The organism is Azospirillum sp. TSH64 (genome assembly GCF_003116035.1).
Classification (GTDB): Bacteria; Pseudomonadota; Alphaproteobacteria; order Azospirillales; family Azospirillaceae; genus Azospirillum.
In genome coordinates, this window is sequence record NZ_LGQW01000015.1 from 3,961,769 (window position 1) to 3,975,136 (window position 13,368).

10 protein-coding genes are annotated in these 13,368 nt (G+C 67.3%); 9 read left to right on the forward strand and 1 reads right to left on the reverse strand.

What is annotated here, in order from left to right; all coding sequences use genetic code 11:
• Positions 1-95: 95 nt before the first annotated feature.
• The 6 genes from TSH64_RS19410 to TSH64_RS19435 all read left to right on the forward strand — a co-directional run bounded on the left by TSH64_RS19410 (position 96) and on the right by TSH64_RS19435 (position 4,454).
• Positions 96-593 (forward strand): PaaI family thioesterase, encoded by a 498-nt coding sequence (locus TSH64_RS19410; protein WP_247873043.1) that lies wholly within the window; start codon positions 96-98, stop codon positions 591-593.
• Between the two features lie 182 nt (positions 594-775).
• Complete coding sequence (rplM, locus tag TSH64_RS19415; RefSeq protein ID WP_109447441.1) at positions 776-1,240, forward strand: 50S ribosomal protein L13; 465 nt, start codon at positions 776-778, stop codon at positions 1,238-1,240.
• A 2-nt stretch (positions 1,241-1,242) separates the two neighbouring features.
• Complete coding sequence (gene rpsI, locus TSH64_RS19420) at positions 1,243-1,731, forward strand: 30S ribosomal protein S9 (protein WP_098737139.1); 489 nt, start codon at positions 1,243-1,245, stop codon at positions 1,729-1,731.
• Positions 1,732-1,881: 150 nt separating this feature from the next.
• The gene (gene argC, locus TSH64_RS19425; protein ID WP_109447443.1) at positions 1,882-2,958 is read left to right on the forward strand and encodes an N-acetyl-gamma-glutamyl-phosphate reductase; all 1,077 of its coding nucleotides are present in this window, start codon (positions 1,882-1,884) and stop codon (positions 2,956-2,958) included.
• Between the two features lie 177 nt (positions 2,959-3,135).
• Positions 3,136-3,672 (forward strand): gamma carbonic anhydrase family protein, encoded by a 537-nt coding sequence (locus TSH64_RS19430; RefSeq protein ID WP_098737137.1) that lies wholly within the window; start codon positions 3,136-3,138, stop codon positions 3,670-3,672.
• Between the two features lie 170 nt (positions 3,673-3,842).
• On the forward strand, positions 3,843-4,454 hold the full coding sequence (locus tag TSH64_RS19435) for an OmpA family protein (RefSeq protein ID WP_109447445.1): 612 nt from the start codon (positions 3,843-3,845) through the stop codon (positions 4,452-4,454).
• 135 nt (positions 4,455-4,589) lie between these two features.
• On the opposite strand, the gene TSH64_RS19440 is transcribed toward TSH64_RS19435, so the two are convergent.
• Positions 4,590-5,279, reverse strand: coding sequence for a pyridoxamine 5'-phosphate oxidase family protein (locus tag TSH64_RS19440; RefSeq protein ID WP_109447447.1), 690 nt, complete (start codon positions 5,277-5,279; stop codon positions 4,590-4,592).
• A 112-nt stretch (positions 5,280-5,391) separates the two neighbouring features.
• On the opposite strand from TSH64_RS19440, the gene TSH64_RS19445 reads away from it, so the two are divergent.
• The 3 genes from TSH64_RS19445 to glgB all read left to right on the forward strand — a co-directional run bounded on the left by TSH64_RS19445 (position 5,392) and on the right by glgB (position 13,077).
• On the forward strand, positions 5,392-6,918 hold the full coding sequence (locus TSH64_RS19445; protein WP_247873044.1) for a PLP-dependent aminotransferase family protein: 1,527 nt from the start codon (positions 5,392-5,394) through the stop codon (positions 6,916-6,918).
• A 337-nt stretch (positions 6,919-7,255) separates the two neighbouring features.
• Positions 7,256-10,606, forward strand: coding sequence for a maltose alpha-D-glucosyltransferase (gene treS / locus TSH64_RS19450; RefSeq protein WP_109447451.1), 3,351 nt, complete (start codon positions 7,256-7,258; stop codon positions 10,604-10,606).
• 182 nt (positions 10,607-10,788) lie between these two features.
• A complete protein-coding gene (glgB, locus tag TSH64_RS19455; protein ID WP_247873045.1) occupies positions 10,789-13,077 on the forward strand; it encodes a 1,4-alpha-glucan branching protein GlgB in 2,289 nt (762 codons plus the stop codon).
• The last annotated feature ends 291 nt before the right edge of the window (positions 13,078-13,368 follow it).

The window sequence follows — 13,368 nt, forward strand, 5'->3', positions numbered from 1 at the left end:
TGGAGACCAAGCCGGCCGAGTAGCACCATACTTGTCCGAATGGACGGGATGGCGCACAGTTCGGTGGTCCAACCAAGATCACCGACAGAGGCCCCATGTCCGCCGTCGACCGTTCCGCCGCCGCTCCCGTTCCCGCCATGACGAAGGGGGAGCTGGAGGATCTGATCCGCGAGGGGGTTCCGCTGGTCGGAAACTTCGGCGTCGTCGTCGAAAGCCTGGGGGCCGGCACGATCCGCCTGCGCCTGCCCTACAAGGACGATTTCGTCCGTCCCGGCGGCACCGTCACCGGCCCGGCGATGTTCGGGCTGGCCGACGTGGCGCTCTACGGTGCGGTGCTGAGCCTGATCGGCCGGGTCGAGCTGGCAGTCACCACCAGCATGACCATCAACTTCCTGCGCCGTCCGCCGCCCGTCGCCATCATCGCTGAAGCGCGCGTCCTGAAGCTGGGCAAGCGGCTGGCCTATGGCGAGATCCTGCTGTTCTCCGAAGGCGATCCGGAGCCGGTCGCCCATGTCACCGGAACCTACTCGATCCCGCCGCATGACCCTGTCACCGTTGCGGTATCTCATTACCGTACCGATGAAGCCTCATAAAAAGTCGTTTCAGATCAATGGGTTTGCCAGCGCGGTATCTTATTACCGCGATTGCAAGTCATTGAAATAAAAGGATAATTTTTCCATTGACAGAGGCATGCTCCGGCCCGTAGAAAACCGTCCGCTTCGGCGCCCCGGTATCGGCGGCCAGCCGATCCGTATTCGAAGAAACGAGTGTGGCGATGAAGACCTTCAATCTGAAGCCGACCGAAATCGAGAAGAAGTGGTACGTCGTCGACGCCGACGGCCTCGTTCTCGGCCGGCTTGCCAGCATCCTGGCGAACATCCTGCGTGGCAAGAACAAGCCGACCTACACCCCCCACATGGATTGCGGCGACCACATCGTCGTGATCAATGCTGAGAAGGTGAAGCTGACCGGCAACAAGCGCGACGCCGACATCTTCTACTGGCACACCGGCTATCCGGGCGGGATCAAGGGCCGTTCCAAGGGCCAGATCCTGGACGGCAAGTATCCGGAGCGTGTGATCGAGAAGGCCGTGGAGCGCATGGTTCCGCGCGGTCCGCTCGGCCGCCAGCAGATGACCCACCTCAAGGTCTATAAGGGTGCCACGCATCCGCACGATGCGCAGCAGCCGGTCGCCCTCGACATCGGCGCCCTGAACCCGAAGAATAAGCGGAGCGCGTAAGCATGGCCCAGGTCACCACCACCCTCTCCGGCCTTAAGGAACTGACGGGCGCTGCCGCCACCGCGACCGTCTCCGAGGAGCTCGCCGCTCCGAAGCTGGACGCCCAGGGCCGCGCCTATGCCACCGGCAAGCGCAAGGACGCCGTCGCCCGCGTGTGGATCAAGCCGGGCTCCGGCAAGGTCACCGTGAACGGCCGCGACCAGTCGGTCTACTTCGCCCGCCCGGTGCTGCGCATGATGATCGCCCAGCCGTTCGGCGTGACCGAGCGTTCGGAGCAGTTCGACGTGGTCGCCACCGTTGCCGGCGGCGGTCTGTCGGGCCAGGCCGGTGCCGTCCGTCACGGCATCTCCAAGGCGCTGACCTACTTCGAGCCGGCCCTGCGCCCGCCGTTGAAGGCCGCCGGCTTCCTGACCCGCGACGCCCGTACGGTCGAGCGTAAGAAGTACGGCCGCGCCAAGGCCCGCCGCAGCTTCCAGTTCTCGAAGCGCTAATCCCTACACGGGCCTGCTGCTTTACGGTACAAGCGAGGGGCGCCCCGGAAGGGGCGCCCCTTTCTTTTTGCGCTGTCATCACGCTTTCGCTTATCCCGGATACAGGTTCCACCCGTCTTCAGATCGTCTTCAGCGAAGGACATTGCCTCCATGGCCTCGACCAGCATTCTCGGCAGCACGTCCGGCGGTTCGAAAATCCGCGTCGGCATCCTGGGCGCTTCCGGCTACACCGGCGCCGAACTGGTGCGCATGCTACTGCGCCACCCGAACGTGGAGATTGCCGCGCTGACCGCCGAACGACAGGCCGGCAAGCCGATGGCGGAGGTGTTCCCGCATCTGGGCGGCTATGGCCTGCCGGATCTGGTGAAGATCGAAGAGCTGAAGTGGGACAATCTCGACTTCATCTTCTGCGCCCTGCCGCACGGCACCACGCAGGAGGTGGTCGCTGGCCTGCCGAGCGGGCTGAAGGTTGTCGATCTGTCCGCCGATTTCCGCCTGACCGACCCGGCCGAATACGCCACCTGGTACGGGCATGAGCACCGGGCCGTCGACCTGCAGAAGGAGGTCGCCTACGGCCTGACCGAGTTCAACCGCCAGGGCGTGCGCAAGGCGCGGGTGGTGGCCAATCCGGGCTGCTACCCGACCTGCTCGCTGCTGCCGCTGCTGCCGCTGCTGCTGGAGAACCAGATCGAGCCGGGCGGCATCGTCATCGACGCCAAGTCCGGCGTGTCGGGCGCCGGCCGCGACGCCAAGCAGGCCAACCTGTTCACCGAGGTGTCGGAAGGCTTCAACGCCTATGGCGTCGGCCATCACCGCCATATGCCGGAAATCGAGCAGGAGCTGCGGCTGGCCGCCGGCCGTCCGATCACCGTCTCCTTCACCCCGCATCTGGTGCCGATGAACCGCGGCATGATGGCGACCATCTATGTCCGCATGGCCGATGGCGTCACCGCCGACGATCTGCGGGCGACGCTTGCCGCCCGCTATGCCGACGAGCCCTTCGTCGGCGTGACCCCGGCCGGGGTGGTGCCGGCGACGCGCCATGTCCGGGCCTCCAACCACAACCTGATCGGCGTTGTCGCCGACCGTGCCCCGCGCAGCGCCATCATCGTGTCGGTGATCGACAATCTGGTGAAGGGCGCGTCGGGTCAGGCCATCCAGAACATGAACGTCATGATGGGGCTGGGCGAGACGACCGGCATCGATCAGGCGCCGCTTTTCCCGTAATCGGCTACCGCGAAAGGATAGGTGGGGGGCTGTGACAGCGTTGTGGCCCCCTGTCCGCACTGTTGCACAGAGGCACCAATCGGGATTTGCTTTGGCCTGTCAATGCGAAATCAGGTGGTGCCTTAAGCCTTACGGTGCTTCAATCCGGCCCGTCATGCACGACTTCGGTACGACCTGATGACTGGCCTTGTCCGCGCCTTCAACGGCATCCTGCCCACCGTCGACCCAACCGCGTTCATCGCGGAAACGGCGGCGGTGATCGGCGATGTCGTGATCGGGGCGAACAGCAGCATCTGGTACGGCTGCACCGTGCGTGGAGACGTCAACGAGATCCGAATCGGCGCTCGCACCAACATTCAGGACGGCACCGTGATCCACGTGGCCTCCGAAGGGCAGGGCACCTACATCGGCGACGACATCACCGTCGGCCACATGGCGTTGCTGCACGCCTGCACGCTGGAAGACGGCTGCTTCATCGGCATGAAGGCCTGCATCCTGGATGGGGCCTATGTCGAGTCGCGGGCGATGGTCGCGGCCGGTGCTCTGGTGACGCCCGGAAAGCGGGTTACGTCCGGATTTTTGTGGGCCGGCAGCCCTGCTAGACCGGTTCGCGAGCTTACGGAAAAGGATCTCGCGGTTTTTCCTGTGCTCAGCCACCGTTATACGGATTTGGCAGAATCATACCGGAAAAGCTGCTATGGAAGTGGAGCATAGGTCAAGGTACAGGTACGGTTCGGCCGAACGGCTGAGGTGTCGGAACATCGCCGCACACCACATGTTGGGAAGGTCGCTGCCGCGCTTGCACGTGGGCCGTTGCTTCGATTGATACGTTCATCCCCCGCAGGCACTCTGATGGGGAAGGGTTCTGGAAGGGAGTGAAGACAATGAAGACTATTGTTCGCGCGGGTCTGGCTGCCATCCCGGCCGCCATCGTCGCTTTCGGTTTGTCGGCGGCCGCCAATGCCCAGGACGCGAGCCTGGTCGGCAAGGGCACCCAGTGGTGCAACCCGGTCATCGGCTGGACCGGTCAGGTGTCGGAAGGCGTCGCCGCCCGCACCGCTGACGGCGGCTACGTCATCCATCAGGGCAGCTATCCGTGCCCGCCGGCCGCTGCCGCTCCGGCTCCGGCCGCCGTTGCCGCGGTCCAGAGCGAATATCTGGTGTTCTTCGACTGGGATAAGTCGAACATCACCCCGGCCGCCGATCGCGTGATCGGTGACGCGGTGTCGGCCATCCTGAAGAACGGTGGCGCCAAGATCCACGTCGTCGGCCACACCGACACCTCGGGTTCGCCGGCCTACAACCAGAAGCTGTCGGTCCGTCGCGCCGACGCGGTCAAGAAGGCCCTGGTCGCCAAGGGCATCCAGGCTGCCAACATCACGACCGAAGGCAAGGGCGAGAGCCAGCTGCTGGTCCAGACCGGTCCGAACGTCCGCGAGCCGTCCAACCGTCGTGCGCAGATCCTGCCGCGCCTGCTGAACGCTCCGTCGTCCTAAGGACGGTTGGCAGGGGGCCGCTCCGGGGGTTTCGGAACGGCCTTCCCGCCTGCGGAAGAAACCGCAGGAAAAAGGCCGCGCCGGGCTTCCCGGTCGCGGCCTTTTTCTTTTCCAACTGTCAGCGTCGTCCGCGCCTCACCCTGCGGTCTGGGCCGGGTCCTGTTCCGGCTCGCCGGCGGTCAGCCGCAGGGGCACCACGCCCGCCCACACCGGGTGGGCCATATCCTCCGGATCGTCGGCGGGCGGGCCGGAGCGCCGCTTGGCCGACGCCTCGGCAATCGGGAAGGCCAGAACCGACGTGGCCTTCAGTTCCTGCACGTTGGGCGCCCGCACCTTGGCGCTGCGGCCCGGCTCGATCTTCTCCATCAGCGCATCGAGGGCAGCACGCTTCTCCGTCTCCTCCGACACCAGCCGCGGCCAGCCGAACAGCATGACCGAGCGGTAGTTGACGGAGTGATGGAAGGCCGAGCGCGCCAGCACCCAGCCATCGATCAGCGACAGCGTGATGCAGGCCTCGCCCCCCTCCTGCAGCCGGCGGATCATCCGGCTGGACGAGGCGCCATGGATCATCAGCTCGTCGCCCACCCGCCAGGGAACCGTCGGGATCACCATGGGGGAGGGGGACCCATGGCCCTTGATGGCATCGTCGACGAAGCCGACGTGGCAGATCGGCGCCTCGTCGATGATGGCGTGGATCTGGGCGACCTCATGGCTGCCGCGGTCGCCCAGACGCACCGGGCGGGTGCGCGGAGTCTGTGCCAGAGCGGCGGAGGAAACGGCGGCGGCGGAATCGTTGAGGGCGGAATCGGCGGGAAGGCTGGTCATTGTCGTGCTCAAGGCCGGACTGTTGCGGTGCTGCAGAATGGCCGGCAAAATGGCCCCTTTGAAAGGTCCGGAATGTCGATTCCATAGGGGCCAATTCCAGAGACCGCTTTGCTTGACCCTCGCGAGGATCGCCATGGCCCGCTCGGCACGTCCGGTTCTGTCCAGCCTGGGGCCGGTGGCGCTCGACCGGGACGGGGCGGAGCCGCTCCACCGCCAGCTCTACCGCGCCTTGCGTCAGGCGGTGCTGGACGGCCGTCTGCGCCCGGGTGAGCGCCTGCCGCCCAGCCGGGCGCTTGCCACCGAATGGGCGCTGTCGCGCAACACGGTGGTCACCACCTATGACACGCTGCTGGCGGAGGGGTATGTCACCGGCCGGGTCGGCGCCGGCACCTTCGTCGCCGCCTCCCTGCCCGATGCGGCACCCGGCGGTGCCGCCGGCCGCGATGAGGCGCGCCGGGGCGTCGGGCTGTCCGCCCGCGGCCGGGCGCTGGCGGAGGCGCCATCCATCGCCCGCGACCGGGTGGGGCGGCCCTTTGCGCTCGGCACGCCGGACCTGGAGGCCTTTCCCTTCGCCCTGTGGGCGCAATTGATCGGCCGCTGCTGGCGCCATGGCGGGCGGGCGCTGGCGACGGAGCCGGACCCGTTGGGCTACGGCCCCTTGCGGGCGGAGATCGCCGCCTATCTGCGGGCGGTCCGCGCCGTGCGTTGCGAGCCGGAGCAGGTCGTCATCGTCTCCGGCGCGCAGCAGGGGCTGGCGCTGATGGCGCAGCTGCTGCTCGACCCCGGCGACGCGGCCTGGGTCGAGGAGCCGGGCTGGCCCGGCAACCGCGCAGCATTGCTGGGCGCCGGGGCGCGGCTGGTGCCGGTGCCGGTGGACGGGGAGGGCATCGACGTCGCCGCCGGCATGGCCCGCGGGGCGGATGCCCGGCTGGCGCTGGTCACCCCGTCCCACCAGTTCCCGCTGGGCGTGACGATGAGCTTGGCCCGCCGCCTGCGCCTGCTGGATTGGGCGGCGGCGCGCGACGCCTGGATCGTGGAGGACGATTACGACAGCGAGTTCCGCTATGCCGGCCCGCCGCTGGCCGCTCTCCAGGGGCTGGATGGCGCCGGCCGGGTGATCTATGTCGGCAGCTTCAGCAAGGTGATGTTCCCGGCGCTGCGGCTCGGCTATGTCGTCGTGCCGCCCGATCTGGTGGAGCCGGTGCGCGCCGCGCGCCGCCATTTCGACGGCGGGACCAGCGTGGTGCCGCAGGCAGCATTGCACCGCTTCCTGGCCGACGGCCATTTTGCCTCGCATCTGCGGGCCATGCGTTCGCTTTACGCCGCCAAGCGCACTGCCATCCTGGCATCGATAGAGACTGCCTTCGCCGGCTTTGCCACGGCCGAGGCGGGCGAGGCCGGCATGCATGTCCTGCTCCGCCTGCCGCCGGACTGCCCCGACCATGTCCTGGCCGGGCGCGCCGCCCGCATCGGCCTGACCACGCCATGCCTGTCCGGCTATTACCGCGCTGATGCCGAGACCGCTGACGCGGTCACCGGCAACGGCTTCCTTCTCGGCTTCGCCGCCCACGACCCGGCGGCACTCGACCGCGCTGTGCGCGATCTGGCGCGGCTGGCGGTCGACATGCCGAACGGCTGACGCGACCTCGCCATTTGCTCCGCCGCCGGTCACGACGATGAAGGAACCATGCATCGCCTTCCTCTTGCGGCATACGCTCAAAGCGGTACGTACGATCAGGCCGCCCGCAAGATCCGTCGGTGTCGCTCCATGTCCACTCCGGATTGCCGCGCATTCGAACGGAGCCCCCGGCACCCTCGCTGAAGGGTGTACGCCTTGGTTTCCGCCATCCCGCCTATCCGGAAGTCAGGGGTTGCCGGACGGCCGTCCGGGTGAAACCTTCGACCCTCTGGCTTGTTTCCGTCCCGTGTTCCCGCGACACGTGTTCCGTCAATCGCTTCTCGAAAGTGCTGGACTCATGATCGATCGGCAGGACCGGCTCTGGTACAAGGACGCCGTCATTTATCAGCTGCACATCAAGGCGTTCTTCGACGCCGACAATGATGGCATCGGCGATTTCGCCGGCTTGACCCAGAAGCTGGACTACATCCAGGAGCTGGGTGTGACGGCCGTGTGGCTTCTGCCCTTCTATCCATCGCCGCTGCGCGACGACGGCTATGACATCGCCGACTACACCTCGGTCAACCCGACCTACGGGAACCTGGATGACTTCCGGCGCTTCATGGAGGAATGCCGCAAGCGCGGTCTGCGGGTGATCACCGAGCTGGTCATCAACCATACCTCCGACCAGCATCCCTGGTTCCAGCGCGCGCGCGAGGCGCCTCCGGGCTCCAACCACCGCGACTATTATGTCTGGTCCGACAGCGACCAGAAATACCAGGGCACGCGGATCATCTTCTGCGACACCGAGAAGTCCAACTGGACCTGGGATCCGGTCGCCAACGCCTATTACTGGCACCGTTTCTATTCGCACCAGCCCGACCTGAACTTCGACAATCCCGAGGTTCTGGAGGAGGTGCTGAAGGTCATGCGCTTCTGGCTGGACATGGGGGTGGACGGGCTGCGGCTCGACGCCATTCCCTACCTGAAGGAGCGCGAGGGCACCAACAACGAGAATTTGCCGGAGACGCACGACGTCCTGAAGGCGATCCGCGCCGCGCTCGACGCCGAGTATCCCGACCGCATGCTGCTGGCCGAGGCCAACCAGTGGCCGGAGGACGTGCTGCCCTATTTCGGCGATCCGGAGAAGGGCGGCGACGAATGCCACATGTCCTTCCACTTCCCGCTGATGCCGCGCATCTACATGGCGGTGGCGATGGAGGACCGGCATCCCATCGCCGACATCATGCGCCAGACCCCGGACATCCCGGCCGATTGCCAATGGGCCATCTTCCTGCGCAACCATGACGAGTTGACGCTGGAGATGGTCACCGACACCGAGCGCGATTATCTCTGGAACTTCTACGCCGCCGACCGGCGCATGCGGATCAACCTGGGCATCCGCCGCCGCCTCGCCCCGCTGCTGGAGAACGACCGCCGCAAGATCGAGCTGCTGAACAGCCTCTTGATGTCGATGCCCGGCACGCCGGTGCTCTATTACGGCGACGAGATCGGCATGGGCGACAACATCTATCTCGGCGACCGCGACGGCGTCCGCACGCCGATGCAATGGTCGATCGACCGCAACGGCGGCTTCTCGCGCGCCGACCCGGCGCGGCTCTATCTGCCGGCGGTGCTCGACCCGATCTACGGCTTCATGGCCGTCAACGTCGAGGCGCAGTCCCGCAACCCCTCCTCGCTGCTGAACTGGATGAAGCGGCTGGTGGCGGTGCGCAAGCAGCGCCAGAGCTTCGGCCGCGGCAGCTTCGCGCTGCTCTATCCCGGCAACCGCAAGGTCCTCGCCTACATCCGCAGCCTGGAGACCGAGAACGGGTCGGAGATCGCGCTGTGCGTCGCCAACCTGTCGCGCTCGGCCCAGGCGGTCGAGCTTGATCTCAAGAACTGGAAGGGCCGCATCCCGGTCGAACTGCTGGGCCGCACCGTCTTCCCGCCCATCGGCGACCTTCCCTATCTGCTGACCCTGCCGGCCTACGGCTTCTACTGGTTCGCCCTGACCGCCGAGGCGGAGCTGCCGACCTGGCACGAGACCCCGCCGGAGCCGGTGCCCGACCTGCTGACCGTCGTCGTCCGCGACGGCTGGCACAGCCTGACCACCGGCAAGGCGGCGGATGAGCTGGGCCGCGATGTCCTCCAGGGCTTCCTGCCGCAGCAGCGCTGGTTCTCGGCCAAAGACCGCCGCATCACCCGCTCGCACGTCACGCTCGCCGCCCAGCTTCCGGGGCCGGGCGAGGGCTTCATGCTGGTCCGGACGCAGGTCGGCCTCAGTGGGGTCGGCCTGGACGGCGACGCCGCGGAGCAGAGCTATTTCCTGCCGATGGCGATGAGCTGGGAGGATGGTGCCGGCGGCACCGGCTGGCCGCTCCTGCCCTACACGCTGGCCAAGGTGCGGCGCGGACCGCGGACCGGCGCCATCTACGATGCCGTCCAGGCCGACGGCTTCGCCCTGGCGCTGATCGAGGCGCTGCGGCGCGGCGACACGCTGAAGGCGACCGCCGGCGAGGACAGCATCCGCTTTACCGCGACAGAGGCTTTGGGCGCCATCGAGCTGTCGCCGGAGCCCGAGGTGCGGCGCCTGGGCGTGGAGCAGAGCAACACCTCCGTCCTGGTCGACAGCCAGATCGTGCTGAAGGTGCTGCGCCGTCTGGTGGAGGGCGAGCATCCCGAGGTCGAGATGGGCCGCTTCCTGACCGAGGTCGGCTTCGCCAACACCCCGGCCCTGCTGGGCACGGTGGAGCAGGTCGCCGCCGACGGCACCCCGACCGCCCTGGCGGTGGCGCAGGCCTTCGTCCGCAACCAGGGCGACGGCTGGGCCAGCACGGTGGAGGAGCTGGAGCGCCAGCTGGAGGACATCCGCCTGGGCGTCGCCGGCAGCACCGAGGACGCCGCCGAATCGGGCGAGCCCTTCGGCATGCATCTGGTCATGATGACCACGCTGGGGCAGCGCACCGCCGAACTGCACCGGGCGTTGGCGCAGAGCACCGGCAATCCGGCCTTCGATCCCGAGCCGATCGCCGCCGGCGATCTGGCGAACTGGGCCGATGCCGTCCGCACCCAGGCCGAGGCTGCCTTCGCCGCCCTGCCGGGGACGCTCGACCGCCTGTCGGCGGACGTGCGGACCGACGCCGAACAGCTGCTGGCCCGCCGGGCCGAGGCGATGGAGCGCATCTCGGCGCTGGCGTCGATGCCGGCCGGCGGGGTCAAGACCCGCATCCATGGCGACTATCACCTGGGGCAGGTCGTGCGGGCGCAGAACGACTGGTACATCCTCGACTTTGAAGGGGAGCCGGCCAAGACGCTGGAGGAGCGCCGCGCCAAGTCCAGCCCGTTGCGCGACGTGGCCGGCATGCTGCGCTCCTTCAACTATGCGGCCTGGGCGGCGCTGTTCCGGCTGGACAGTGCCGGCGAGGGGGCCAACAGCGGCGACAGCCCGGCGCTGGCCGCCGCCCGCGACTGGGAACGCCGCAGTGTCGACTCCTTCCTCGACGGCTACCGCACGGCCATCGAGGGCTGCCCGGCCTGGCCGGAGGCGGAAAGCACGGCGCGCGGCCTGCTGACCCTGTTCCTGCTGGAAAAGGCCTTCTACGAGATCGGCTACGAGGCGGCGAACCGGCCGAGCTGGATCGGCATCCCGGTGAAGGGTGTGCTGGGCCTTCTCGACGATGCCGACGGGGCGGGCGCGAAGGAATAACCGGACAAATCCGCGGCGGGCATGGTGTGACGAAACCGCCGCGGGTATGTTCACGTCCGGAGAAGGCGTTCCGGCGTCGGCCGTCATTCCCGCCTTCGCGGGGATGACGGCGTTGGGACAGGTATGGTCCACGAGACGACAGAGCCTCCACGAAGAAGGGCACTTGGCCAATGGCGAGCGACATGACGACGGACACCCGCAAGGACCAGGCGCAAACCGGCGTCTCCGAAAGCCGCACCCCCGAACAGCGCGCTGCCGACCATCGGGCCGAGGCCCTGCGCGCGGCGGCGGACGCCATCGCGCGGGCCGACCATGGCGATCCCTTCGCCGTGCTGGGCATGCAGCAGGAAGCGCCCGGCCGTCCGGTGGAGGTCCGCGCCTTCGTGCCCGGTGCCGAAAAGCTGTGGGTGATCGACAGCGCCACCGGCGAGCCGGCCGGCGAGGCGGAGCGCATCCATCAGGACGGCTTCTATCTCGCCGTGATGCCCGACCGGACGGAGCGTTTCCGCTACCGCCTGCGCGCCCAATACCCGCTGGCGACCCAGGAGTTCGAGGACGCCTATCGCTTCGGCAACATGCTGGGCGAGCTGGACGTCCATCTGCTGGCCGAAGGCACCCACCTGCGCAATTACGAGAAGCTGGGCGCCCACCCGCGCGAGGTCGACGGCGTGGCCGGCGTGGCCTTCGCCGTCTGGGCGCCGAGCGCCCGCAGCGTCAGCGTCGTCGGCGACTTCAACAACTGGGACGGCCGCCGGATGCCGATGCGCCGGCGCGTGGAGGTCGGCGTCTGGGAGATCTTCGTGCCCGGTGCCCATGCCGGCCAGCGCTACAAGTTCGAGATCCGCGGGCCAAACGGCAACCTGATGCCGGCCAAGGCCGATCCCTACGCCTTCCAGGCGGAGATGCGCCCGGCGACCGCCTCGGTCGTCCACGGCCTGTCGTCCTACGACTGGCGCGATCAGGAGTGGCAGAGCCGCAAGCTGGCCGCCTCCGAGCGCACCGCGCCGATCTCGATCTACGAGGTCCATCTGGGATCCTGGGCGCGGGTGCCGGAGGAGGACAACCGTTTCCTGACCTATCAGGAGCTGGCGGAGCGGCTGATCCCCTACGCCAAGGACATGGGCTTCACCCACATCGAGCTTCTGCCGATCACCGAGCATCCGTTCGACGGTTCCTGGGGCTACCAGCCCATCGGCCTCTATGCGCCGACCGCCCGCCACGGCTCGCCGGAGGATTTCAAGGACTTCGTCAACGCCTGCCACCGTGCCGGCCTCGGCGTGCTGCTCGACTGGGTGCCCGGCCATTTCCCGACCGACCCGCACGGGCTGGGCGATTTCGATGGCACGCATCTCTACGAGCATGCCGACCCGCGCCAGGGCTTCCACCAGGACTGGAACACCCTGATCTACAATTTCGGCCGGACGGAGGTGCAGAACTTCCTGCTGGGCAACGCGCTGTTCTGGCTCGACCAGTACAAGCTGGACGGGCTGCGCGTCGATGCCGTCGCCTCCATGCTCTATCTCGATTACAGCCGCAAGGAAGGGGAGTGGGTTCCCAACAAGTTCGGCGGGCGCGAGAACCTCGAATCCATCGCCTTCCTCAAGCGGATGAACGAGCTGGTCTACGGCCAGCAGCCGGGTGCCATGACGGTGGCGGAGGAATCGACCTCCTGGCCGATGGTGTCGAAGCCGACCTACCTCGGCGGCCTCGGTTTCGGCTACAAATGGAACATGGGGTGGATGCACGACACGCTGCATTACATGCAGAGCGATCCGATCCACCGCCGCTACCATCACCACGAGATGACCTTCGGGCTGATCTACCAGTTCTCCGAAAACTTCGTGCTGCCGCTCAGCCATGACGAGGTGGTGCATGGCAAGGGCTCGCTGATCAACAAGATGCCGGGCGACGATTGGCAGAAATTCGCCAACCTGCGCGCCTATTACGGCTTCATGTTCGCCCATCCCGGCAAGAAGCTGCTGTTCATGGGCGGCGAGTTCGCCCAGTGGCAGGAGTGGAGCGAGGCGCGCAGCCTGGACTGGCACCTGCTGGACCAGCCGATGCACCGCGGCATGCGCGACCTCGTGCGCGACCTCAACGGCCTCTACCGCGAGCTGGAGCCGCTGCACAAGACCGACTGCGACCCGTCCGGCTTCGAGTGGATCGAATCGAACGACAACGAGAACTCGGTCTTCACCTTCCTGCGCAAGGCCGACGAGTCCGGGCACATCGTCATCGCGGTGTGCAACTTCACCCCGGTGCCGCGCCAGGGCTACCGCGTCGGCGTGCCGCTTCCCGGCCGCTATGTCGAGCGGATGAACACCGACGATGCGAAATACGGCGGCAGCGGCATCGGCAACCCCGGCGGCGGCGTCTATGCCGAGGAGATCCCCTGGCACGGCCGCACCCACTCGCTGGACCTGACCATCCCGCCGTTGGGCACGCTGATCCTGGAGCGGACGGCCGAGTAGCGTCTTCCGCCCAACCCGCACCGGCTCCTCCAACCCGACACCCATCCCTTCTCCCCCCTGGGGAGAAGGTTAGGATGAGGGGGTGCCGAAGGCACGGCCCCGACTTGTACGGGATACTGCACTGTCGCGACCTCGTTCGGTTCGTTCCCGATCTGACCGGTGCGGTGCATTTCACACCCTCTTCCGAGACGGCAGAGGGCGATCATCGCCAAATGCGACCACCCGCCCATGTTGCCAACCTCCCTTGACGCCGCCGGGGGGAGGCTTTCTTATTGGATCCCTTGTGTCTTT